Origin of the sequence: Nonomuraea guangzhouensis (assembly GCF_019396345.1) — a bacterium.
Lineage (GTDB): Bacteria > Actinomycetota > Actinomycetes > Streptosporangiales > Streptosporangiaceae > Nonomuraea > Nonomuraea guangzhouensis.
In genome coordinates, this window is record NZ_JAHKRM010000008.1 from 247,928 (window position 1) to 270,978 (window position 23,051).

Genomic DNA, 23,051 nt, shown 5'->3' on the forward strand with positions numbered 1-23,051 from the left:
ACCCCCTTTGTGTAGGGAGAGATATCTTCCCTGGATGATGTACACCTTTGAGTAACTCCGAGGCTTTGTCGCCGTAGCCGAGGAACTGCACTTTGGTCGGGCGGCCATGCGGCTTCGCATGACCCAGCCGCCGCTGAGTCGGCAGATCCGGAAACTCGAATCAGCCGTGGGTGTGCAACTGCTCGAACGTGACAACCGGCGCGTGGCGCTCACGCCGGCCGGTGAGGCCTTCCTCGGCGAGGCGCGGCGCATTCTGGCCATCGCCGAAGCCGCGTCCGATCTGGCGCAGCGCGTTCACTTCGGCACCTGCGGCTTGATTCGCCTCGGCTTCACGGCCACGGCCACGTTCAGTGTCCTTGGCCGTATGCTCAACCGGCTCGAACACGAACTGCCGGACGTACAGATCGAACTGTTTGAGATGGTGACCCGCGAGCAGGTCGCAGCTCTCGCCGGCGAGGACCTCGACCTCGGCCTGGCACGCCCACCGTTCGACCCCGAGTTGTTCGATTCCCTCTTGGTGTATCGCGAGGCACTGTTGCTGGCGGTGCCCGCCGGGCACCGGCTGACCCGACTCGATCGGCCCGCGCACGCCGACGACCTCGGCACCGAGCCGTTGATCTTCCACGGGCAGCAGCGAGCTCGCTACTTCTACGACCTGGTGGTCAGCACTGTGCCGCTGGCCCAGGAACGAGTGGTGCACAGCGTGAGCCAGGTGCTCACCATGCTGTGGTTGGTGTCCGCCGGTCGTGGTATCGCCTTCGTTCCCGCTTCCGCCGCCCTGAACAACGTCCCGGGCGTGGAGTACGTACCCCTGACCACTCGCCATCCCGAACCTGTCGAACTGCACCTACTGTGGTCGCGGCACTCGCGTAACCCAGCGCTCAGCCGGGTGCTGCACGCCCTGAGGAGCGGTTGCCCCGATGGTCCGCCCACGCGGTGACCTTGGTGTTCACTGAGCGCCGCCGCCGATGATGCCATCACGGTATCAAGTGATGCGGAAATGCTCTTGGACAAGCATCATCAATGCTCCTTAGCGTGACGGCGTGGCGCTGACCCCCCTTCCGAACCGGCCGGCCGATTGACCACCGGCCTGCTCGCGTTCCCCGTGACCCACCCACTTTGACGATCGACTCGTCGGCGACGAACCCCGAGGCGGAACTCGGCATGGCTGGGCCAGGTGTGGTTCGATTCGCGTCGCGCGGACCTGCGAGTGAGTGGACATCGTCAACGAGGTGTCGAAATGGTGCTCGGAGTGCGGTTCCTCTGGTGAGCCCGAACTCATGACAACGCGGCGTCCTTCCCCTCAGCCATCTCGTTGCATACCGGGGTTTCGGCATCACGCTTCGGTCCAACCCCCCAGAAGGGACACCGCACATGGAATCGAGCAACGTGGATCGCAGATCACTGTTCCGCGCCGGCGCCGCGACGGCCGGGGTCGGCCTCGCATCGATGATGGCCTCGCCAGGCCCTGCCGCGGCAGCATCCGCCGACGCCCAAGACCAGGGCAACACCGCCAAGCCACGCATGGTGCTGGGCACCCAGAGGCGTTCGCCGTCTGAGGCCGCGCTCCTGGAGTTCAAGCGCCACGGCGTCGCCCGAGTGTGCGGCTACCCGGTGGACCCGCCCTACGACCAGAAGACCGGCGATCGCGGGTATTGGCTCGTGTCCGAGGTGGAGCAGGAGAAGGCGCGCATCGAGAGCCAGGGCCTGGTGATGGACATGGTCGCCCTGCCGTTCCTCGAATCATCATTGATCGACACCGACTTCCGTCCCGCGATCATGATGGGCAAGAGTCCTGAGCGGGACCGGGACATCGAGGACATTCAGCGGATGATCGAGGCCTGTGGCCGTGCCGGCGTCGGAACCATCAAATACAACATGAGCATCCTGGGTGTGATGACCACGGGTGAGGTGCCCGGCCGCGGGGGATCGAAGCTACGCCAGTTCCGGGCGAGCGACCTCGACTACAACCTGCCGGACACCATCGCGGGCAAGGTCGATCCCGACACGTACTGGGAGCGCATCGACTACTTCCTCGAGCGGGTCGTCCCGGTGGCGGAGCAGTACAAAGTGCGTCTCGCCTGCCACCCCCAGGATCCGGGAACGCCGCCGGGCGGGTACCGCGGCGTGGTCGAGAACGTCCTCAGCGTCCCCGGCGGCAAGGGCCTGTTCAGGTTCCTGGACCTGCGCAGCAACCGCTACCACGGCCTCAACCTCTGCTGCGGGACGCTGGCGGAGATGCTGTGGAACCCGAAGCGGGAGATCTACCCCATCGTCCAGAAGCTGGCCGCCACCAAGCGCGTGTTCAACATCCACCTGCGCAACATCAAGGGGCGGCGCAACGACTTCGTCGAGACCTGGGGCGACGAGGGTGACATCGACCACGCGGAGATCATCAACATCCTGGCCGACGCGGGATACGACGGGGCGATCGACCCCGACCACGTACCTCCGAGTGACGCCGACCCATCGAAGTCGCAGGCCTACGCGCAGGGATACGGCTACATCCTCGGCATGATCGCGGCCGCCGAACACCGAGCAGCGCGACGGAACCCCCGAGAGTAGCCGTTCCACGGCGTCGACAAGATCGCTGTTCCGGGGCGGAGCAGGTTCCGCCCCCGGCAGCCCTGGCCTGGCGCACGCGAGGCGTGATCATCCGGGCACTATGGTCCCGTGGATCTGCTTGACGACGACGCGCTCGAACGCTCCTCCGTCGTGGCCAACTGCCGGATGAATCGCGAACGACGCCTGCCCGGCTACGACCGGGAGCTGGGCATCAATGTCCTCGACACGCTGCGTTCCAGGCAGCGGCCGGTGCGTTGGCTCGATCTGTGCTGCGGGACGGGGAACGCCCTCGGCCAGGCCGCCGACCTTCTCAGCGACGGCGACGGCGACGGCGACGGCGATGATGACGAGGACGATGACGATGTCGAGATCGTCGGCGTCGACCTGGTCGACTTCTTCGCCCGCTCCCCGAGCCCGCCGCGCCTGCGACTGATCACCGCCTCCGTCGTCACCTGGGAGCCCGAGCAGCACTTCGACCTGATCACCTGCGTTCACGGGCTGCACTACATCGGGGACAAGCTCGGAGTGCTCGCCAGGATCGGCACGTGGCTCGCCGATGACGGCCTGTTCATCGCGAACTTCGACGTTCGCTCGATCCGTCTCGGGGATGGCACACCCGCCGGCCGCCACCTCACCACGTCCCTGCGCTCGCAGGGCGTGCGGTACGACGGCCGCACCCGGCGGATCAGCTGGACGGGCCGGCGCCTCATCGACTTGCCGTACCGCTACCAGGGTTCTGACGATCAGGCCGGTCCCAACTACACCGGCCAGCCTGCGGTCAACTCCTACTACGTACGAGGGACTTCTCATTAGCTCGTGAGCAGAGCTAATATTTTTCGTATGGACAAAACGGACCTTCCCGACGCCCTCGTCGGCGTCCTGACCAGCATTCAGCGGCTGGTCCGGCGCAGGTTGCGCCAGGGGATGACCGGGCCGCGGCTGCGCGGCGCCCAGGTCGAGCTGCTGCGGCTGGTCGCGGCCAACCCCGGCATCGGGGTCTCGGCGGCGGCCAAGGAGCTCTACCTGGCGGGGAACTCGGTGTCCACGCTGGTCAACCAGCTCACGGCCGCCGGGCTACTGCGCCGCGAGACCGGCCATGACGACCGCCGCTCCGCCCGGCTGCTGCCCACCCCCGAGGCCGAGGCGCGGCTGCGGGCCTGGGAGGAGCGGCGCGCCGCGCTCGTTCGCGAGCAGATCGAACGGCTCAGTGAGGAGGACCGGGCCGCGCTGAGCGTCGCGCTCCCTGCGCTGCGCAGGCTGGCCGAGGGACTGCACGAGGAGATGGAGATGGCATGAGGGACGACCCGCCGGCGGTCAGCTGTACCGGCCTGAGCTACGCCTTCGGTCAGACCAAGGCCGTGGACGGCCTCGATCTGACGGTGGTCTCCGGCGAGGTGTTCGGGCTACTCGGTCCCAACGGCGCGGGCAAGACCACCGCCATCCGCTGCGTGACCACGCTGCTGCCCGTCCCGACCGGGATGGTGCGGGTGTTCGGGCACGACGCGGCCACCGAACAGATGGCGGTGCGCCGCCTGCTGGGCTACGTCCCCCAGCAACTGTCGGCGGACGCGGGCCTGACGGGCCGCGAGAACGTCTCCCTGTTCGCCCGCGTTTTCGACGTCCCCCGGCGTGAGCGGGTGGCCCGGGTCGGCCAGGCGCTGGAGGCGGTCGGGCTCGCCGACGCCGCCGACCGGCTGGCCGCCACCTACTCCGGCGGCATGGTACGCCGCCTCGAACTCGCCCAGGCGCTGGTCAGCGCCCCACGCCTGCTCATGCTCGACGAGCCGACGATCGGGCTCGACCCCATCGCCCGCACCAGCGTGTGGGAGCACATCATGGCGGTACGCGCCGCCACCGGGATGACCGTCCTGGTCACCACGCACTACATGGACGAGGCCGACCAGTACTGCGACCGGATCGCGCTCATGCACCACGGACGCGTACGGGCGCTCGGCACGCCGGAACAGCTCACCGACGACCTGCGCGCCCGCCTCGGCGACGGCTCGGTGCCGACGCTGGAGGACGTCTTCCGTGACGTCGCCGGCAGCGGCCTCGAAGACGGAGGAGGGGAGTTCCGCGATGTCCGACGTACCCGCAACACCGCCTCCCGCGTCGGCTGAAATGACCGGTGTCGGCGGTCTTGACCTGCTGCTCGTTCCGCCCCGCCCCCGTACGGGGTGGCGCGTGCTGCCCGCCAGGGTCACCGCGATGTGCGTGGTGGAGCTGCAGAAGCTGCGCCACGATCGCACCGAGCTGTACACCCGCGCGATCCAGCCCGCCCTGTGGCTGCTGATCTTCGGCGAGACCTTCACCCGCATCAAGGTGATCCCGACCGGCGGCATCCCGTACCTGGACTATCTGGCCCCCGGGATCATCGCCCAGTCCACCATGTTCATCGCCATCTTCTACGGCATCCAGATCATTTGGGAACGCGACTCGGGCGTCCTGACCAAGCTCCTGGTCACGCCGACCCCGCGGGTCGCGCTGGTCACCGGCAAGGCGTTCGCCGCCGGGGTGAAGGCGATGATCCAGGCGGTGGTCGTGGTGCTCATCGCCGCGCTGCTGGGCGTGAGCATGACCTGGAACCCCCTGCGCCTGGCCGGCGTGATCGTGGTCGTGCTGCTCGGCTCGGCGTTCTTCTCCTGCCTGTCGGTGACGATCGCCGGGATCGTGCTGACCCGCGACCGGCTGATGGGGATCGGGCAGGCCATCACCATGCCGCTGTTCTTCGCGTCCAACGCCCTCTACCCGACCACGGCCATGCCGGACTGGCTGCGGTACATCAGCGTGATCAACCCCCTCAGCTACGAGGTCGACGCGCTGCGCGGGCTGCTGCTCGGCATCCCCTCGGACCTGCCGCTGGACTTCGTGGTGCTGCTCGCGGCCTCGACGATCGGCATCACGGCGGCGTCCTGCCTGCTGGGGCGGCTGGCGCGATGACTCGGCTCCGAGAGCGCGATGAGGAGTAGGCTGGGTGGCGCGCGCTCAGGGCGCCACCGGTCCGCGGGAAGGGCTAAGCCCACCTGATGCTCATCGAACGACCCGGCCCGACCTCTTTTCCAGCCTGATCATGCGGACCTCAGGCCAGACGGAAAGGAGGCTTTCATGCCTGTCCATCGCCTGCCCGACAACCCCAGCATCGAACAGCTCCGCAAGCAGGCCAAGACACTCCTGCGGGACGTACGGGCGGGAGTTCCTGAGGCGCTCGGGCTCGTCAACGAGTTCCATCCCCGAAGTCCGGAGACGCTCAAGCTGTCCGACGCGCAACTCGTCACCGCCCGCATGTACGGCTTCGCGACCTGGCCCAGGCTGAAAGAGCACATCGGCACCATCGAGCACTACTCCCGGTCGCCGCACCGGGTCGCGCCGAGGGAGGAGTTGCCGGAGGAGTTCCTGCGGCTCGCCTGCCTCACCTACGGCACGGACTACCCGGGCCGGACCGAGGACGCCGACCGACTGCTGGCCCAACACCCACAGTTGCCCACCACGAACGTCTTCACGATGGCGGCCACCGGCTCGGCCGATGCGCTGGCCGACGTCCTCGCCGAGAATCCGGGGCTGGCCCGGACGCAGGGCGGCCCGTTCGCGTGGGAACCGCTGCTGTACCTGGCCTACGCGCGGCTCGTCACTCTCGGCAGCTACGTGACCGCGGCCCGGCTCCTCCTCAAGCACGGCGCGGACCCGAACACCGGATTCCTGTGGGATGGGCTGCCCTCGCCGTTCACCGCGCTCACCGGCGCGTTCGGCGGCGGAGAAGGCCACCAGCCGCCGCATCCGCAGGGCCTGGCGCTGGCCAGACTGCTGCTGGAGGCCGGAGCGGACCCCAACGACAGCCAGGCCCTGTACAACCTCGGGCTCGGCGGCGCCTGCCCCGACGACACCACCCACCTTGAGCTGCTGCTGGAGTACGGACTGGGCCGCGGTGACGGCGGACCGTGGCATGCCCGCATGGGACCGACGCTGCAGTCCCCGCGGCAGCTCATGCGTGACGAACTGGCCACCGCCGCGCTGCGGGGCTGCCCGCGACGGGCCCGGCTGCTCCTGGCGCACGGCGCCGAGGTGAACGGCCTGGGCGGGCATCCGGCGTACGGCGGACGCACACCGTACGAGCTCGCCCTGCTGAACGGACACACCGAGGTCGCGGAGACCCTCGCCGCGGCGGGCGCCTCCGCGACGCTGGACGAGATGGAGGCGTTCACCGCCGCCTGCATGCGCGCCGATGCCGACGCGGTGGCCGGATTCGGCCCCGAACCGCTGGCGCGAGCGCTCGCCCGATCCCCCGGACTGATCACCAGCGCGGCCGAGCAGCGCAAGCCCGCGGCGGTGCGACTGCTCGCCGGTCTCGGCTTCGACGTGAACCTCCTGCACCGATCCACCCCGCTGCACGCGGCAGCCTGGAACGACGACGTCGAGACGGCCAGGACACTGATCGAGCTCGGCGCCGACCCCACGATCAAGGACACCGCGTACGACTCGACCCCACTCGGCTGGGCCGAGCACGGCGGCAAGCACCGCGTGGCGACTTACCTGCGGAATCTGGGGTGATCACTCAGCCGATCACCGCTTGGTCCGGCTGAGCCGGTGGGCGAGCCGGTCCAGCGACAGGTTGATGCCGATGAAGATGGCTGCGATGAGGATGGCCGCCGGGATGATGTTCGAGAAGTTGGCCGCGATCCCGTTCAGCCCGCGGTCCACCAGCTCGTCGTAACCCACGATCAGCCCGAGCGCCGAGTCCTTCAGCAGCACCACGAACTGGCTGATCACGGCCGGCATCATGGCCCGGAACGCCTGCGGCAGCAGCACCAGCCGCATGACCTGCCCCTTGCGCAGCCCGATCGCGCAGGCCGCCTCCGCCTGGCCGCGGGGCAGGCTCAGCACCCCGGCCCGGATGATCTCGGCGATCACCGACCCGTTGTAGAAGGTCAGCCCGAACACCACGGCCGTGAAGGCCGAGACGTTCACCCCGATGAGCACGTAGGAGCCGAAGAACGCGAAGAAGATGAGCAGCAGCAGCGGCACGGCCCGGAAGAACTCGACCACGGCCGCCGCCGGCCACCGGATCCACCGGTGGTCCGAGAGGCGGGCCGTCGCGAAGACGAGCCCGAACAGGCCCGCCAGCACGACACCCGCCACCGCCGCGGCCAGCGTTCCGGCCAGTCCCGGCAGGATGAAGGTGGTCCACACCTCCGGCCGCAGGAACGGTGTCCACTTGGCGGCCGACCACTGCTCCTTGGCGTCGAACCGTACATAGATCACATAGGCCAGCGCCAGCAGCACCAGCGCGATGACCCCGGCCAGCACCCGGTTGCGGCGCGCGCCGCGCGGCCCCGGCGGCTCGTAGAGGTTGGCGTAGCTCACCGGGCCACCGCCAGCCGCCGCGACAGCCAGCCGAACAGCAGGCCCATGGGCAGGCACAGCAGCACGAACCCGGCCGCGAACCCGAGGAAGATCTGCATCACCTGGTCCCCGTACGTCTCGATCATCTCCCGCATCCGCACCGACGCCTCGCTCACGCCCACCACGAGCGCGATCGTGGTGTTCTTGGTCAGCGCGATCAGGATGCTGCCCAGCGGCGCGACCACCGCGCGGAACGCCTGCGGCAGCGTGATCAGCCGCAGCGTCTGGAGGAAGCCGAGCCCGAGCGAGCGGGCGGCCTCGGCCTGGCCGACCGGCACCGTGTTGATGCCCGAGCGCAGCGCCTCGCAGACGAACGCCGAGGTGTAGGCGGTCAGGCCGACGCAGGCCAGCCAGAAGTTGTTGGTCGCGATGTCGGACGAGAGCTCCACGCCCAGGTTCGCGCCGACGCCGAGGCCGGTGAACAGCAGCACCAGCGTCAGCGGGGTGTTGCGGGCCACGGCCACGTAGACGGTGGCGGTACGGCGCAGGGTCGCCAGCGGCGCGACGCGCATGGCCGTCAGCAGCGTGCCGAGCACCAGTGAGCCGAGCGCGCTCACCGCCGTCAGCCGCACGGTCATCCAGAAGGCCGCGACGACGGTGTCCCACTCCAGGAGCAGCGCGTCCATGATCAGTACTGCTCCAGCTTCGGGGCCTCCGGGACGGTGAAGCCGGCGCCGCCGAAGCTGGTCTCCAGCGCCTTCTTCCAGCTACCGTCGGCGAACATCTTGGTCAGCGCCTCGTTGACGGCCTTGCGGCCCGCCGAGTCGTCCTTCTTGAGCCCGATGCCGTACTTCTCCGTGCTGAACGGCTTGCCGACCACCTTGAGCTTGCCGGTGTGCTGCGCGGCGTACCCGGCGAGGATCACGTTGTCCGTGGTGATCGCGTCGAGCTGTCCGCCGAGCACCCGGTCCACGCACGCGGAGTAGGTCCGCTCCTCCTGCAGCTGCACCGTTTTGGCGTAGCCGTCCTTGACCTTCTGCGCCGACGTCGACCCGGCGACCGAGCACAGCTTCTTGCCGTTCAGCGCGTCGGGCCCGGTCAGCGTCGCGTCGTCCGCCCTGACCAGCAGGTCCTGACCGGCCACGAAGTACGGCCCGGCGAAGGAGACCTTCTGCTTGCGCGCGTCGTTGATGGAGTACGTCGCCACCACCATGTCCACCTGGCCCTGCTGCAGGAACGCCTCCCGGTTGGCCGACACCGTCTCCTTGAACGTGATGTCCTTGGCCTCGACGCCCAGCGACTTGGCCACGTACTTGGCGATCTCGATGTCGAACCCGGTGAAGGTGCCGTCCGGTGTCCGCAGGCCGAGCCCCGGCTGGTCGGCCTTCACCCCGATGACCAGCTTCTTGTCGTTCTTGGCCTTGTCCACGACCGAGTCGTAGCTCGCCTGGCCACTCCCACACGCGGTGGCGGTGAGGGCGACGACGGCGAACATCGCGTAAAGGGATCTTCCAAACATGACGCGTCCTTAGTGAGTCTCAGTGAGTGAGGATCTTGGCGAGGAACGACTTGGCGCGCTCACTGCGCGGGGTGCCGAAGAAGTCGTCGGGGGCGTTCTGCTCGACGATCTCGCCGTCGGCCATGAACACCACGCGGTCCGCGGCCCGGCGGGCGAAGCCCATCTCATGCGTGACGACGACCATGGTCATGCCCTCACGGGCGAGCGCCGTCATCACCTCCAGCACCTCGTTGACCATCTCCGGGTCGAGGGCCGAGGTGGGTTCGTCGAACAGGAGCACCTTCGGCTCCATGGCCAGCGCGCGGGCGATCGCGACGCGCTGCTGCTGGCCACCCGACAGCTGCGCGGGGAACTTCGCCGCCTGACCGCCGATGCCGACGCGCTCCAGCAGTTCGTACGCCTTCTTCTCGGCGTCCGCCCTGCTCTTCTTCAGCACGTGGACCTGCCCGAGCACGACGTTCTCCAGAACCGTCTTGTGCGCGAACAGGTTGAACGACTGGAACACCATGCCGACCTCGGCTCGCAGCCTGGCCAGTTGCCGCCCCTCCTCGGGCAGCGGCGTGCCGTCGATCAGGATGGTGCCGGAGTCGATGGTCTCCAGCCGGTTGATGGCGCGGCACAGGGTGGACTTGCCGGCGCCCGACGGGCCGATGATCACCACGACCTCGCCCCGCCGTACGCTCAGGTCGACGTCCCTGAGTACGTGATGATCGCCAAAGCGTTTGTTGACCTGGTCGAGGACGACCAGCCCCTGCTCGGACACGGGTAACGCTCCTTCCGTCCGCGTTGGCGCAACGGTAGGAACGGCATGTGTCACGCAGAGGGTTGTGCGCGTTCTGCTCAGTGATCGGCGGGCCGGTTAACGATCGACCGGCGGCTTGGCCTGCGTGGCGGTCGCGCCGGACAGGCCGATGGTGTCCCTGAACGCCCGGTCCCACTGCCCGTCGCGCAGATAGCGCCCGATCAGCCCGCTGAGATAGTCGCGGAAGACGACGTCCTCCTTGCGGACGCCCATCCCGTACGGCTCGCGGCCGAACGGCCTGCCGACCAGCCGGAGCGCGCCCGGGCGCCGCTTCACCAGGCCGAGCAGGATCGTGTCGTCGGTGCTGATCGCGTCGATGCGCCCGGCCGTGAGCGCGGGCACGCATTCGCTGGAGTTGTCGACGATCACCAGCCGGGCGCCGGGCACGCGTTCGCGCAGCCGATCCAGGGAGGTGGAGCCGGTGGTCGTGCACACCGCCCGCCCGTCGAGGTCCGCCACGCCGCCGATGCGCTTGTCCCCGGCCCTGACCAGCACGTCCTGCCCGGCGTAGTAATAGGGGGCGGTGAAGCCGACGATCCGTCTCCTGGCCGGCGTGATGGAGTACGTCGCGACCACGATGTCCACCACCCCCTGCCGCAGGAAGTCCTCGCGCTGCACCGGCAGGGTCTCGACGAACCGGACGTTGCGCTCGCTGCCGGTCAGGTCCTTGGCGACCAGCCGGGCCATCTCCGCGTCGAACCCGGTGATCCGCCCGCTGTCCGGATCCTTGAACCCGAACAGCGGATAGTCGAACTTGATCCCTACGGTGAGCATGCCGCTCCGCTGGACGCGGGCCATCGTGGAGCCCTCGGGGAACGCGGGCTCCCCGGAGGAGCCGCAGGCCGCCAGCGCCAGGCAGGCGAGTACGGCGAGCAGCGCCCGGACCGGCTTCACCGCACCCAGTACCGGTGCTGCGGGCGGCCCGTCGGCCCGTATCTCAGCCGGGCCTCGACCTGCCCCCGCTCGACCAGGTGCTCCAGATAGCGGCGGGCGGTCGCCCGGCTGATCCCGATGGCCTCGGCCAGCTCGTACGCCGACAGATCGTCCTCGACCGCCGCCAGCCCGTCGAGCACCGCCTGCTCGGTCGCCGCCGAGATGCTCTTGGCCCGGGGAGAGGCGTCCAGATGCAGCGAGCGGAAGATCCGGTCGATCTCCTGCTGCTCGACGAACCTGCCGGTCGAGCCGAGCTGCTCGACCGTCGCCGCGTACCGCAGCAGCGTCTGCTCCAGAATCCCCGCCCTGGTCGGCTTGACCAGGTAGTACAGGGCGCCGCGCTGCATGGCCGCGCGCACCGCGGCCGACTCCTTGTGGCCGGAGATCACGATCACGTCGGTGGGCGGCTGGTCCGGGCGCCGCAGCCGGTGCGCGACCTCGAGCCCGGGCAGGTCGGGCAGGTGGAGGTCGAGCAGCACCAGCCGCGGCGCGAACCGATGGGCGGCGGCGAGCGCCACCTGTCCGGTGTGCGCGATTCCCACCACCTTGAAGCCGGAGACGCGGTTCACCTGGGCGTGCAGCGCGGCGGTCACGACCGGGTCGTCGTCCACGATGAGAACGGTGATGTCCGCCGCTCCAGGCATCGCCACACTCCTAGCTCGACTGTGATCGACGCGGGCATCTTAGGGACGTTGTGTTACAACAAATCGCATTCTGCTCCTTTTGCTCAGCGCGGGGCTTCGTGCCAAGCTCTCGCCTCCTACTGTGTACGCGAACCGCAGGGGGAGGTGACGCCAGTGAGAGACCGTGGATGGCTCCTGGCGGTGACGGCACTGTGGATCCTGCTCGGCCTGCTCCCGCTGGCGCTGCTGACGTCGTCCAGCATCACGCTGTCGGCGGACGCCGTCGGCGACGAGGTCGGCGACCGGGTGCGGACCACCGCCTCGGTCAGCCGGGTCGTGGTGGAGCAGCAGCTGGGCTCGCTCAAGCAGCTCGTCAGCGCGTTCGCCCAGCAGCCCGCGGTACGCGCCGCGGTGACCTCCGGGAAGCCGGCCGGCCGCGACACCATGATCGGGTTCCGCGAGGAGCTGGCCAGGATGCGCGCCGGAGTCGGCGGCGTGATCGTGATCGGGCCGCGCGGCGACATCGCCGGCGCCGAGCCGACGAGCGTACTGCCCCAGGACGTGAGCAGTACCGACTGGTACGTCTCCGTCCGCGACCGCTTGCAGCCGTACGTCTCCCAGGCGTACACGCCCACGATGCGCGGCGTGTCCAGGGCCGTCGCGGCGGCCGCGGCGATCCCGAGCGCCGACGGCAAGAGCGTGCTGGGTGTCCTGGCCGTCGTCTACAGCCTGGACGCCATCCAGGACTTCGCCTCGCAGGCCGCCGAGGCGCAAGGGATCCGGCTGCTGATCACCGACCAGTCGGGCGTCCTCGTCGCCGACCCCGGCAGGAAGCTCTACGCCCTCACCTCCCTGCGCGAGGACCCCAGGGTGGACGCGGCGCTGGCCGGCCGTACCCTCTTCACCACCCACCAGGGCCCCGACGGCAAGGTGCTGTCGGCGTCGGAGCCCATCCCCGACCTCGGCTGGACGGTCACCGCCGAGGTGCCCGCCGACGCCGCGCTCGCCTCGGCCGATCAGCTCCGGGTACGGGTGCTGTCGATCGCCGCCGTCCTGGCGCTGCTGATCCTCATCGGACTCGGCCTGCAGATCCACGCCACGCGCGGCCGGCGCCGGGCGCAGCGGACACTCGCCCGGTACGCGGCCGAGCTGGCCGCCGCCCGGGACGAGGCGGTGAGCGCGTCCGGCGCCAAGTCCGAGTTCCTCGCCAAGATCAGCCACGAGATCCGCACCCCGATCAACGGCGTGCTCGGCATGAACTCCCTGCTGCTGGAGACCGGGCTCGACGGCGAGCAGCGCCACTACGCGAGCACCGCCCAGGAGTCCGCGCGGAGCCTGCTCCGGCTGCTCGACGACTTCCTCGACCTGTCGAAGATCGAGGCGGGGCATCTGCAGGTGGAGTCGGTGCCGTTCGACCTGCCGCGGCTCTGCGACGAGGTGGTGGCCCCGTTCGCGCCGCACGCCTACCAGCAGGGACTCTGGCTCACCTCGCGGCTCGGCGACAGCCTGCCCCAACAGGTGACCGGCGATCCGGTACGGCTCGGGCAGGTGCTCACGAACGTCGTCGGCAACGCGCTGAAGTTCACCGTCCAGGGCGGCGTCGACCTGGAGGTGACCCTCGACGAAGGCGGTCCCGGCGACGACCGGGTCACGCTGCGGTTCACGGTGACCGACACCGGTGTGGGCGTCGGGCCGGGCGATCTGGAGCGGGTCTTCGGCGTCTTCCGCCAGGTCGACTCCCCGATCACCCGGCGGACCGGCGGCAGCGGTCTCGGCCTGGCCATCAGCCGGCAGCTCACGGAGCTGATGGGCGGCGAGATCGGGCTGGACAGCGTCGAGGGGGTGGGCAGCCGGTTCTGGGTCACGCTGCCGGTGGACGTACTGACCTGGTCGGCCCCGGCCGCGCCGGCACTACGCGGACGGCGGGTGCTCGTCGCCGACGCCCGACCCGAGGACCTCGCCCTGGCGGGCCGCATCCTGTCCGACTCCGGGCTGGTGGTGGAGACGGCATCCGACGGCCCGGCCGCGCTGACCGCCCTGCGGGCCGCCGCCGAGGCGGGCCGGCCGTTCGACCTGGCGGTGATCGACCTCGACCTGTGCGCCACGAACGCCGATCGCGCGCCGGCCGACGGGGCGTTGGCCGACGGAGTGCCGGCTGACGGGCTGCTGGCCGATCCGCTGCTTCGTGACGTCAGCGTCGTCGTGCTCGTCACGCCGGGGCGGCCGGGGCGCGCCTGGCCGATCTCGGTGGCCGAGCGGACCGTGCAGTCGATGACCCGGCCGCTCAGCCGCCGCCGCTTGCTCGCCGCCGTGGAGAACGCACTGACTCCCGCACCGGGCTCGGCGCTGGCCCCCGTGCCGGCCGAGTCACCGGGTGCGCCGGTCGCCGGGGTGGCGCCGGTCCGGATCCTGGTGGCCGAGGACGACGAGGTGAGCTGTCAAGTGGCCGTGCTCGTTCTGCGGAAGGCGGGCCACCATGTCGACTCCGTCGCCGACGGGAGGCAGGCCGTGGCGGCGGTGCTCTCGGGCGGGTACGACCTGGTCTTCATGGACTGCCAGCTGCCGGTGCTCGACGGCCTGGCCGCGACCGCCGAGATCAGGCGGCGCGAGGAGCCGCGTACGCCGATCATCGCGATGACCGCGGCGGCGATGCCGGACGACCGGCTCCGATGCCTGGAGGCGGGCATGGACGACCACCTCGCCAAGCCCGTGGACTGGCAGTACGTCCTGACCCAGATACCGCTGTGGGCCGTCGCGCCCGAGCTGGCGGGACTGTCGCGGGCGGAGATCACGGCGATCGCCGAAGCGTTCCGCTCGACGGCCATGGGCGTCTATGACGAGCTCCTCCAGGCCGTACACGGGGAAGAACTGACCCGGGTCGCCTCGCTCGCGCACCGGCTGAGGGGCAGCTGCGCGACCGTCGGGCTCACCGACGCGGCCGAGGTGTGTGAGCGGGTCGAGGCATCGGCCGTACGTGGCGTCGCCGAACGGGAATGGGTGGACCGGCTGGGCGGTTTATTGCGCGCACAAATTAACCACGGCGACGGATTTATTAACGTGTGAGTAATTTTACATCACTAAGGTGCTTATGTCCGTAAATTAACGTGTTTGTAATGGGGGAGCGTCATGGCGGATCCAACCGAGGAGCCCAGTCCCACGGGCACTCCCAGCCCCACCGCGTCGGACACGCCAACACCCACTCCGACGGACACGCCGACCCCGACCCCGTCGGACACGCCGACCCCGACCCCGTCGGACACGCCGACCCCGACCCCGTCGGACACGCCGACCCCGACCCCGTCGGACACCCCGACCCCGACCCCGTCGGACACGCCGACCCCGACCCCGACTCCTACTCCTACGCCGACTCCGTCGGACACCTCCACGCCCGTTCCGCCGGGCACCCCCACGCCGTCGAGCCCGACGTCAAGCGCCCCTCCCTACACGCCGATCCCCACGCCGAGACCCTCCCCGACGTACACCCCTGCTCCGCCCCCGACCCGCCCGGGCGCATCGGACCGGGTGCAGATCGACTGGGTGTCCATTCGCGAGCTGGCCGGCCTCTTCGACAAGCTGGGCGACGACGTGGTGGAGCGCCGCCTGAACTCCTGGAAGCTGGCAGACACCTCCAGCCTCGTCGGCGGCGACGACGAGGGCCGCGATTTCGCCGAGTGGTACCACTCCGGCTACACCGCCCTGACCCATCACATGGACGCCATAGCCGACAAGAACTTCACGACAGCCGGCAACCTCCGCGATTTCCGGAAACTCTGGCATTACCTGGAGCAGGACATCATCGCGACTCTGCCCGCGGTCCTGGATATTCCCGACGCCCCGATCCCCGTGACCCCACCGGCCAGGGAAGGTGCCTGATGTTCGATCCGTTCCAGGCGCTCGCCTATTTCGCCCAGGTACACGTTCCGGTGGCGGATGTGTCCAACCTGCGGGCCCGCGCGACGGAGCTGCGTGAGTTCGCCAAGGCGATCGGCACGCTCGCGCAGCACACGGCGAGCGGGGTCGCGGCCGTACGCGAGACGAACGACAGCCGGTCGGTCGACCGCTTCGCGGACGTGTGGCCCGACCAGCTCGCCCCCCGCTACGCCGCCATGGTGGCGGCGCTGAACGAGATGGCCGACGGCTGCGACGACTACGCCGAGGCGGTGGAGGAACACCGCGACCAGCTCATGATCATCGGTACCCAGCTCGCCGCCATGGCGTTCACCATGATGTTCGGCTACCTCTACCCGGGGGCCAGGATCGCGGCCGAGGGGGTGTTCAAGTGGCTCGTGGCGCGGGCCAGGCTGGAGAAGACGATCTTCCAGAAGATGATGAAGACCGTCCTGGCCGCGAAGGTGGGCAAGTTCAACGTGGGCACGTACGCCGTGCGCGAGGGGCTCGACGCCGTGGCCGACTCGGTCGTGTGGGCCACGGTGAAGACCGGCGTCCACGCCGCGAGCTCCGCCGCCACCGGCCAGCCGATGGGCAACCTGTGGGAGTACGCGGGCAAGCACTTCGTCGCCGAGCTGGCCTATGACGGCGGCATCAAGGCCCTGCGCGACGTACGCAAGTTCATCCCGGCCACCAGGTTCACCGAGACCATGCTCGGCACCGGTCCGATGGGCAACTTCTTCCGGCGGACCACGTCGGCGGCCACCCTCTACGCCCTGGTCGCCAACGGGGAGATGTCCGTCCAGGGGTCGCTCCGATCCGCCATGGCGCACGCCCCCCGGGCGTTCATCCTCCACCGATAAGGAGCCGGCATGACCATACCCACGAGCGGCGATCCGGAGATCGACCGGGCGCTGGCACAGCTCGCCGCCCAGACGGCGCACCTTGAGGAGGTGGGGCGCCGTCTGGAGACGGCCAGGGGGCGCGGTGTGGCGGCGGACGGGCAGGTGACGGTCGAGGTCCTGCCGAGCGGGGGACTGGCGAGCGTACGCATCGCGCCGCGCGCGATGCGGCTGGGCTCCGAGGCGCTGTCCGACGCCCTGATGGAGGCGGCCCGGCAGGCCGAGGAGGACGTGAGTGCCCAGACCTTCGCCGCCACCCAGACGCTTTTCGAGGACGGTGGACGTCGCGTGGGTCAGGGGCGTGCTGGTGGGGCGGCGATCGGGCTGTAGTGGAGGCCCGCCAGCCGGCGCCGATCCCCGTCCCTGACCGTGATCTGCGTGACGCGGAACCGCCCGTCGGCCGGCGCGCCCTGATATGAGGCCCGCTGCGTCAGCACGCCGATCGCCACGGCCGTGTCGCCGTATTCCCGTACGGTGACGTCCGTCCAGCTCATCTCGTGCATGACCAGGGCGCCCTCGCGGAAGCGCGAGACCCACTGGTCCTTGACGAGGATGAAGCCGAGCGGCCCCACGAGCGTGAAGCCGGGGGCGGCGAGCGCGTCGAGGGCTTCGGCGTCGCCGCTGAGCTCCGCCGCCATCCACTGCCTGCCGAGTTCGTCGAGCTGCTGGTCGATGGTCATGATCAGGCCTCCTGCCTCTCCATGGGTTCGCCCTGGCGGTACATGCGCTGCGGCTTGCTGCCCGCCGCCTGCCCGCCGTCGATGGGCAGTGTCACTCCGGTGATGAACGACGACTGGTCGGAACAGAGCCACACGACGGCCGCGGCCACCTCGTCGGACCGGCCGATGCGCCGCATGGGCGTCGACAGCCCCGCCAGCCGTTGCGCCTCCGCGCCCGCCGCCTCCAGGTGGTGGGTGAGGATCGGCCCGGGGGCGACCACGTTGACGCGGATGCCCTGGTCGGCGTAGTCGAGCGCGGCCACCTTCGTCAGCCCGATGATCCCGGCCTTGCCCGCCACGTACGCCGACAGGCCGGAGTGGCCCTGGATCCCGGCGAGCGAGGCCATGTTGACGATCGAGCCGCCGCCGGAGGCCAGCATGGCGGGAATCTGGTACTTCATGCCGAGGAAGGTGCCGCGTACGTTCGTCCGGATGCCCCGGTCGAACTCGTCCGGATCGATGTCGGCCAGCGGTGCGGGCATCGGCCCGTCGGTGGCGTTGTTGAAGGCCGCGTCCAGCCGGCCGAAGCTGTCCAGCGCCTGCCGCACGAACCGCTCGTTCGACGCCACGTCACCGACATCGAGGGGTACGGCGAGCGCCTGCCCGCCGTCGAAGCGTATGTCCGCGGCGACCTGCTCCACCGCCTGCTTGTCGCGGGCGCCGAGCACCACGGCGGCGCCCGCCCGGGCCAGAGCGTGAGCCGTGACCGCGCCGATGCCGCGGCTGGCTCCCGCCACGACCGCGACCTTGCCACTGAGCGAAGAGTTTGGTTGCATGCCTCTGACGATAGATATCGAAGCATTAGATGTCAAACGATTAGATGCCACTGCTAAAGTAGGCGGCATGACGTCACCCTTCCGGGCACCGATCGGCCTGCGGCTCACCAACACCGCCAGGGCGGCGAGCCGAGCGTTCGACGACGCGCTCGCCGCCGTCGGCGGGTCGGCGCCGATCTGGCAGATCCTCATCTCGATCAAGTCCCGGCAACTGGGCAACCAGCGCGAGCTCGCCGAGGCCGTGGGCATCCAGGGGGCGACGCTGACCCACCACCTCAACGCGATGGAGAGCGGCGGGCTGCTGACCCGCCGCCGGGACCCCGCCAACCGGCGCGTCCACGTGGTGGAGCTGACCGAGGAAGGGGAGCTGCTGTTCCACCGATTGCGCGAGGTGGCGATCGCCTTCGACGCGCGCCTGCGGGCCGGGCTCAGTGAGGAGCAGATCGCCGCGTTCGAGCAGGTCCTGACCCGGCTGGCGGAGAACGTCCGCGACTGAGGGCTAGGGCGCGGCGTTTCGGCTGATCCCCGCTGGGAAACATGGTCACGGCCCCCCACCCGTATGAGGTGGAGAGGTATGCGCATCGAGGTGACGCCCGACGGTCCCTATGTGGTGACCGGGTCGGTGCCCATGGCCAGGCAGTCCATCGCCGCCGACGCCAGGGGCCAGTCGATGGACTGGCGCGAGGGCGAGGACTATCCGGCCGCAGAGTCGTACGAACTGTGCCGGTGCGGCCACTCGGCGAACAAGCCCTACTGCGACGGCAGCCACCAGCGCGTGCGGTTCGACGGCACGGAGACCGCGTCGCGGCGGCCGTACGAAGGGCAGGCGGAGGAGCAGACCGGGCCCGAACTGACGCTCACCGACGCCCCGGCCTTCTGTGCTTTCGCCAGGTTCTGTGATGCCGACGGGCAGGCATGGAAGCTCGTCGAGATCCCCGGACAGGCCGACGTGGTCGCCCGCGAGGCCGCGCGCTGCCCGTCGGGACGGCTCGTCGCCTGGGCGTCCGGCTCGCCGATCGAGCCCGAGCTGCCGGCGTCCATCGGCATCGTCGAGGATCCGGTGGCGGGCGTGGGCGGGCCGATCTGGGTACGCGGGGGGATCACGGTGACCTCGGCCGACGGCGGCGACTACGAGGTACGCAACCGGGTCACGCTCTGCAGGTGCGGCGGTTCGCGTAACAAGCCGTTCTGCGATGGCTCGCACGTGACCATCCGTTTCACCGGCACCTAGTGGCCCCCGCTGCGACGTCGTCTCCGCACCTGGGGAGGATAGGGGGCATGAATACGCGACTTATCGGCCAGACTCATGTTGGAGCCATCGGGCTGGGCGCCATGCCCATGTCCGTACACGGGCACATGCCCGACGAGGCACAGTCGATCAGGACCATCCACGCGGCGCTCGACGCCGGAGTCACCCTCATCGACACGGCCGACGCCTACACGCCGTCGCATGACCAGGTGGGCCACAACGAGCGGATCGTGGCCAAGGCCCTGGCGAGCTGGAGCGGTGACACCAGCGGGGTGCTCGTGGCCACCAAGGGCGGCCACACCCGCACGGTGGACGGCGGCTGGCAGGTCAACGGCCGGCCCGACTACCTGGCCGAGGCGTGTGATCGCTCCTTGAAGGCGCTGGGGGTGGAGGCGATCGGGCTCTATCAGCACCACCGGCCCGACCCCGCGGTGCCGTACGAGGAGACGCTCGGCGGCCTGCGCGACCTGCTCGACGCCGGGAAGATCGTGATGGCGGGCATCTCCAACGCGAACCCGGAGCAGATCAGGCTCGCCCACGAGATCCTCGGCGGGCGGCTGGCCGGTGTGCAGAACCAGTACTCGCCGCGGTTCCGCTCCAGCGAGCCGGAGATCGACGTGTGCGAGGAGCTGGAGGTGGCGTTCCTGCCGTGGTCGCCGCTGGGCGGCATCAGCTCGGCGTCGGAGCTCGGCGGGCAGCACGCGGCGTTCGCCAGGGTGGCGGCGGAGCGCGGCGTGTCGCCGCAGCAGGTCTGCCTCGCCTGGGAGCTGGCGCGCAGCCCGGTGGTGATCCCCATCCCCGGCGCCAGCAGGCCGGAGACCATCGTGGACTCGGCCGCCGCGGCCGACATCGTCCTCACCGCCGATGAGCTGGCCCTTCTCGCCTGACGACCGCTGACAGCCGTCGGACGCGCCCCGGCGCGGCTGTCAGTCGCGTCCGACGGCGTCGTCAACCGCGGCTGAGGCCGGCCCGCTTAGCTCGGCTGGGGCCGGCTCCAGGCCGCGTAGCTCGGCCAGGGTCTCGTCGGCCCAGGCGAGCCCCGCATGGCCCTGGGTGAGGCCCAGGCGGAGCGCGTACCTGCCGAAACCCGGGGTGTCCTTGGGCTTGCACTCCAGCACGGCCAGCCGCTCCGCGAACCGCGCCCTGATCCGCTCGACCACCGCGATCGCCGACTCCCGGTCGAGCAGCGGGAGCAGGAACGCCTGAAGCGCCACCTCGCTGCGCGTCGCGGAGCTCGGCTCACGCTCGACCAGCCAGGAGCGGAGCTGGCTCGCGCCCTCAGGCGTGATCGCGTAGAGCTTCCGCCCACGTGCCCCCTCCGACTCGACCGCCACCAGCCCGTCGGCGGCCATCTTCACCAACTCCGGGTAGATCTGCGTGTGCCCGGCCTGCCAGACGTGATTGAGCGACCGCTCGAATGATTTCGCCAGGTCGTAACCGCTGGCCGGCCCCGTGGCGTCGAGGAGCCCGAGCAGCGCGATCCGTAGGGACATGTACCTGAGCATATCAAAGTCTTGACATGTCAGATCTTACATGTCAATCTCCACACGTGAATAATGACACGAAGCGCGGAGGCGATGGCCTCCTGTTGGTCGCCGTGCTCGGCGGCATGTTCCTGGCGATGCTCGACCAGACCATCGTCGGCACGGCCCTGCCCCGGATCACCGCGGAGCTGGGCGGCGTTGATCTCTACACCTGGGTGGTGACGGCGTATCTGCTGACCTCGACCGTGACCGTGCCCCTCTATGGAAGGCTGTCCGACCAGCACGGCAGGAAGCCGCTGCTGCTCACCGGCATGTCCGTGTTCCTCGTGGGGTCCGCGCTGTGCGGGGTGGCCCAGGACATGACCCAGCTCATCCTGTTCCGCGCGCTGCAGGGTCTGGGCGCGGGTGCGCTGCTGCCGCTGTCGATCGCCCTGGTGATCGAGCTGTTCCCGCCGGACAAGGGCGGGGCCCGGGTGCAGGGGGCGATGGGCGGGGTGATGGCGCTCAGCTACCTGGCCGGGCCGTTCCTGGGCGGACTCTTCACCGACCACGCGAGCTGGCGCTGGGCCTTCTACGTGAACGTGCCGATCGGCCTGCTGCTGATCGGGATCATCGTGCTGCGCCTGCCGCGACAGGCGGGGCATGGTGGTGGGCGGCCGGACTACCTGGGCATCGGGGTGTTCACGGTGGCCATCAGCGCGCTGCTCATCGGCCTGACCGAGAAGGGGCTCGACGGCCACACCTGGACCAGCGTGCCGGTGGTCGGGCCGATCGTGCTGGCTGTGGCGTTGCTGGCGGTGTTCGTGGTGGTGGAGAGGCGGGCCGAGGCGCCCATCATGCCGTTGCACCTGTTCCGCAACCGTACGTACACGCTGGTCAACGTGACGTCGTTCTTCACCGCCTTCTGCATGTTCGCCGGCGTGGTGTTCCTGCCGCGTTACTTCCAGGACGCGCTCGGCGCCACCGCGACCGAGTCGGGGCTGCGGATCTACCCGCTGACCCTGGCCATGGTGGTGGGCAGCGTGCTCATGGGCGCGCTGATGAGCCGCACCCGCGTCTACAAGCCGTGGCTGGTGGCGGCGCCGTTCCTGCTGGCCGTGGGCGCGCTGCTGTGCTCAGGACTGACGCTGGACACGCCGCCCTGGGTGCTCGTCGGGTGGATGGCGCTGATCGGCCTCGGCATGGGCCCGATGCTCTCCGGCCTGACCGTGGCCGTGCAGTCCTCGGTGGCGCCCCAGTACATCGGCACGGCCTCGGCCAACCTGACCTTCTTCCGGCAGATCGGCGGCTCGGTCGCGCTGGCGCTCGCCGGCACCGCGTACACCTCCGAGATCACCACCGAGGCGCCGCTGCACGGGCTGGCCGCCGCGCACGCTTCGGCCGCGGCCCTGGTCATTCCCTCGCTGGGTGTCGCGGGTGCCCTCGTGGCGCTGGTCGCCCTGATCGCCATGCCCGGCGCGCGTCTTGACCGGGAAGCTCCACAGCCCAAGGTAGAGGCTGGTTTCGCGTCCTGAGCGCCGTCATGCGAAGCTGTCCTTGTCCCCAACACCAGGAGGTCCTCATGGCGGAAACACCGGAGCCGGAAGTCGACGAAACTCCCGAGGACGAGATGAAGCGCAAGTTCCGCGAGGCGCTGGAGCGCAAGCGCGGACAGCACGCCGACTCGAGCGCGGGTGGCAGGGGCAACGACCCTTCCAAGATTCACGGCGCTCACGGGCCCGCCGCCAGTAAGCGTTCTTTCAGGCGGAAGAGCGGCGGCTGACAAGGGCTTTTCGGGGGGTACGGCATGCCGTACCCCTCTTTTTTCTTGACCTGCCAGGTAGATCTTCGCCCGATTCATGGGCTTATGTTTGCCTTTGTCCGATTATCTCCATATAGTCCATGACAGTTACCAGCCGGTGACCAGGCGCTTCAGCAGAGAGGTGCCGACCGGCAGGCGCCGAATCCCGCTCAGGCGAGAACCGGGGAACCACCGTTCCTTAGGGGTGAATCCGACCACCGTCGGTCGGTAGGGCATCTCCACGCCCGAACCCGTCAGCTAACCCGGTAGGCGAGATGGAGAGGACACCTACCGTATGCGTTACCTTCCTGCCGTGCCGCCCGTCCGCGTGTTGTCGTCCGCCCACGACTGACCGGCACCTTCCCCCCCAGCACTTCTCGCGCTCCGCGTAGCGACCGTTAGGCCTTCCGCCCGGCTACGCCCTTTCTTCAGCGAGCGCTCTCTCCCCCTGTTCCCCAGTAAAGGACTTTGCTG

General features: G+C 69.6%; 25 protein-coding genes, 1 pseudogene and 1 riboswitch. Of the genes and pseudogenes, 17 read left to right on the forward strand and 9 right to left on the reverse strand.

Annotated elements, in window-relative coordinates; genetic code table 11:
- Positions 1-67: 67 nt before the first annotated feature.
- The 8 genes and pseudogenes from KME78_RS66175 to KME78_RS18345 form a co-directional block, all read left to right on the forward strand.
- Positions 68-214: pseudogene (locus KME78_RS66175) on the forward strand (LysR family transcriptional regulator); the annotation flags it as partial.
- Positions 203-940: a LysR substrate-binding domain-containing protein gene (locus tag KME78_RS18315; protein WP_308127031.1), complete on the forward strand. Its 738-nt coding sequence runs from the start codon at positions 203-205 to the stop codon at positions 938-940. The pseudogene KME78_RS66175 and the gene KME78_RS18315, both read left to right, overlap by 12 nt.
- A gap of 434 nt (positions 941-1,374) precedes the next feature.
- Positions 1,375-2,565: a mannonate dehydratase gene (locus KME78_RS18320; protein ID WP_219530279.1), complete on the forward strand. Its 1,191-nt coding sequence runs from the start codon at positions 1,375-1,377 to the stop codon at positions 2,563-2,565.
- A gap of 108 nt (positions 2,566-2,673) precedes the next feature.
- On the forward strand, positions 2,674-3,378 hold the full coding sequence (locus tag KME78_RS18325) for a class I SAM-dependent methyltransferase (RefSeq protein ID WP_308127006.1): 705 nt from the start codon (positions 2,674-2,676) through the stop codon (positions 3,376-3,378).
- Positions 3,379-3,405: 27 nt separating this feature from the next.
- Positions 3,406-3,861: a MarR family winged helix-turn-helix transcriptional regulator gene (locus KME78_RS18330; protein ID WP_219530280.1), complete on the forward strand. Its 456-nt coding sequence runs from the start codon at positions 3,406-3,408 to the stop codon at positions 3,859-3,861.
- Positions 3,858-4,685: an ABC transporter ATP-binding protein gene (locus KME78_RS18335; protein ID WP_219530281.1), complete on the forward strand. Its 828-nt coding sequence runs from the start codon at positions 3,858-3,860 to the stop codon at positions 4,683-4,685. The genes KME78_RS18330 and KME78_RS18335 overlap by 4 nt, the downstream gene beginning before the upstream one ends.
- Entirely contained in the window at positions 4,645-5,505 is an 861-nt protein-coding gene (locus KME78_RS18340; RefSeq protein WP_219530282.1) for an ABC transporter permease, read from the forward strand. Before KME78_RS18335 ends, KME78_RS18340 begins: the two co-directional genes overlap by 41 nt.
- 165 nt (positions 5,506-5,670) lie before the next feature.
- The gene (locus KME78_RS18345; protein WP_219530283.1) at positions 5,671-7,110 is read left to right on the forward strand and encodes an ankyrin repeat domain-containing protein; all 1,440 of its coding nucleotides are present in this window, start codon (positions 5,671-5,673) and stop codon (positions 7,108-7,110) included.
- Positions 7,111-7,122: 12 nt separating this feature from the next.
- Here the strand turns inward: KME78_RS18345 and KME78_RS18350 are convergent, their stop codons facing one another.
- The 6 genes from KME78_RS18350 to KME78_RS18375 all read right to left on the reverse strand — a co-directional run bounded on the left by KME78_RS18350 (position 7,123) and on the right by KME78_RS18375 (position 11,800).
- A complete protein-coding gene (locus KME78_RS18350) occupies positions 7,123-7,923 on the reverse strand; it encodes an amino acid ABC transporter permease (protein ID WP_219530284.1) in 801 nt (266 codons plus the stop codon).
- Positions 7,920-8,588, reverse strand: a complete 669-nt coding sequence (locus KME78_RS18355; protein ID WP_219530285.1) for an amino acid ABC transporter permease — start codon at positions 8,586-8,588, stop codon at positions 7,920-7,922. The genes KME78_RS18350 and KME78_RS18355 overlap by 4 nt, the downstream gene beginning before the upstream one ends.
- 2 nt (positions 8,589-8,590) lie before the next feature.
- Positions 8,591-9,421 carry a glutamate ABC transporter substrate-binding protein gene (locus KME78_RS18360; protein ID WP_219530286.1) on the reverse strand — a complete coding sequence of 277 codons (831 nt, stop codon included), beginning with the start codon at positions 9,419-9,421 and terminating at the stop codon, positions 8,591-8,593.
- Between the two features lie 19 nt (positions 9,422-9,440).
- Positions 9,441-10,184: an amino acid ABC transporter ATP-binding protein gene (locus KME78_RS18365; protein ID WP_308127007.1), complete on the reverse strand. Its 744-nt coding sequence runs from the start codon at positions 10,182-10,184 to the stop codon at positions 9,441-9,443.
- Between the two features lie 96 nt (positions 10,185-10,280).
- Positions 10,281-11,117, reverse strand: coding sequence for a glutamate ABC transporter substrate-binding protein (locus KME78_RS18370; protein WP_308127008.1), 837 nt, complete (start codon positions 11,115-11,117; stop codon positions 10,281-10,283).
- Positions 11,114-11,800, reverse strand: coding sequence for a response regulator (locus KME78_RS18375; RefSeq protein WP_219530287.1), 687 nt, complete (start codon positions 11,798-11,800; stop codon positions 11,114-11,116). Before KME78_RS18375 ends, KME78_RS18370 begins: the two co-directional genes overlap by 4 nt.
- Before the next feature lie 153 nt (positions 11,801-11,953).
- On the opposite strand from KME78_RS18375, the gene KME78_RS18380 reads away from it, so the two are divergent.
- The 4 genes from KME78_RS18380 to KME78_RS18395 all read left to right on the forward strand — a co-directional run bounded on the left by KME78_RS18380 (position 11,954) and on the right by KME78_RS18395 (position 16,899).
- On the forward strand, positions 11,954-14,842 hold the full coding sequence (locus tag KME78_RS18380) for a hybrid sensor histidine kinase/response regulator (RefSeq protein WP_219530288.1): 2,889 nt from the start codon (positions 11,954-11,956) through the stop codon (positions 14,840-14,842).
- A gap of 63 nt (positions 14,843-14,905) precedes the next feature.
- The gene (locus KME78_RS18385) at positions 14,906-15,652 is read left to right on the forward strand and encodes a hypothetical protein (RefSeq protein WP_219530289.1); all 747 of its coding nucleotides are present in this window, start codon (positions 14,906-14,908) and stop codon (positions 15,650-15,652) included.
- Positions 15,652-16,530, forward strand: coding sequence for a WXG100-like domain-containing protein (locus KME78_RS18390; protein WP_219530290.1), 879 nt, complete (start codon positions 15,652-15,654; stop codon positions 16,528-16,530). Before KME78_RS18385 ends, KME78_RS18390 begins: the two co-directional genes overlap by 1 nt.
- Before the next feature lie 9 nt (positions 16,531-16,539).
- Positions 16,540-16,899, forward strand: coding sequence for a YbaB/EbfC family nucleoid-associated protein (locus KME78_RS18395; RefSeq protein WP_219530291.1), 360 nt, complete (start codon positions 16,540-16,542; stop codon positions 16,897-16,899).
- Here KME78_RS18395 and KME78_RS18400 read toward each other — a convergent pair.
- Together KME78_RS18400 and KME78_RS18405 are read right to left on the reverse strand one after the other, a co-directional pair.
- Entirely contained in the window at positions 16,863-17,249 is a 387-nt protein-coding gene (locus KME78_RS18400) for a nuclear transport factor 2 family protein (protein WP_219530292.1), read from the reverse strand. The genes KME78_RS18395 and KME78_RS18400 overlap by 37 nt on opposite strands.
- 2 nt (positions 17,250-17,251) lie before the next feature.
- The gene (locus KME78_RS18405; protein ID WP_219530293.1) at positions 17,252-18,064 is read right to left on the reverse strand and encodes an SDR family NAD(P)-dependent oxidoreductase; all 813 of its coding nucleotides are present in this window, start codon (positions 18,062-18,064) and stop codon (positions 17,252-17,254) included.
- A gap of 67 nt (positions 18,065-18,131) precedes the next feature.
- Here KME78_RS18405 and KME78_RS18410 point away from each other — a divergent pair, with 67 nt between their 5' ends.
- From KME78_RS18410 to KME78_RS18420, 3 genes are all read left to right on the forward strand, one after another.
- Positions 18,132-18,560 (forward strand): MarR family winged helix-turn-helix transcriptional regulator, encoded by a 429-nt coding sequence (locus tag KME78_RS18410; protein ID WP_219530294.1) that lies wholly within the window; start codon positions 18,132-18,134, stop codon positions 18,558-18,560.
- 78 nt (positions 18,561-18,638) lie between these two features.
- A complete protein-coding gene (locus tag KME78_RS18415) occupies positions 18,639-19,295 on the forward strand; it encodes a CDGSH iron-sulfur domain-containing protein (RefSeq protein ID WP_246651303.1) in 657 nt (218 codons plus the stop codon).
- 47 nt (positions 19,296-19,342) lie between these two features.
- A complete protein-coding gene (locus tag KME78_RS18420) occupies positions 19,343-20,200 on the forward strand; it encodes an aldo/keto reductase (RefSeq protein ID WP_219530295.1) in 858 nt (285 codons plus the stop codon).
- Between the two features lie 39 nt (positions 20,201-20,239).
- Here the strand turns inward: KME78_RS18420 and KME78_RS18425 are convergent, their stop codons facing one another.
- Positions 20,240-20,806 carry a PadR family transcriptional regulator gene (locus KME78_RS18425; RefSeq protein WP_219530296.1) on the reverse strand — a complete coding sequence of 189 codons (567 nt, stop codon included), beginning with the start codon at positions 20,804-20,806 and terminating at the stop codon, positions 20,240-20,242.
- A 56-nt stretch (positions 20,807-20,862) separates the two neighbouring features.
- Here KME78_RS18425 and KME78_RS18430 point away from each other — a divergent pair, with 56 nt between their 5' ends.
- Both KME78_RS18430 and KME78_RS18435 read left to right on the forward strand, forming a co-directional pair.
- Positions 20,863-22,311, forward strand: coding sequence for an MDR family MFS transporter (locus KME78_RS18430; RefSeq protein WP_308127009.1), 1,449 nt, complete (start codon positions 20,863-20,865; stop codon positions 22,309-22,311).
- 47 nt (positions 22,312-22,358) lie between these two features.
- Complete coding sequence (locus KME78_RS18435; protein ID WP_214637144.1) at positions 22,359-22,559, forward strand: DUF5302 domain-containing protein; 201 nt, start codon at positions 22,359-22,361, stop codon at positions 22,557-22,559.
- Positions 22,560-22,724: 165 nt separating this feature from the next.
- Positions 22,725-22,865: riboswitch (cyclic di-AMP (ydaO/yuaA leader) on the forward strand.
- The last annotated feature ends 186 nt before the right edge of the window (positions 22,866-23,051 follow it).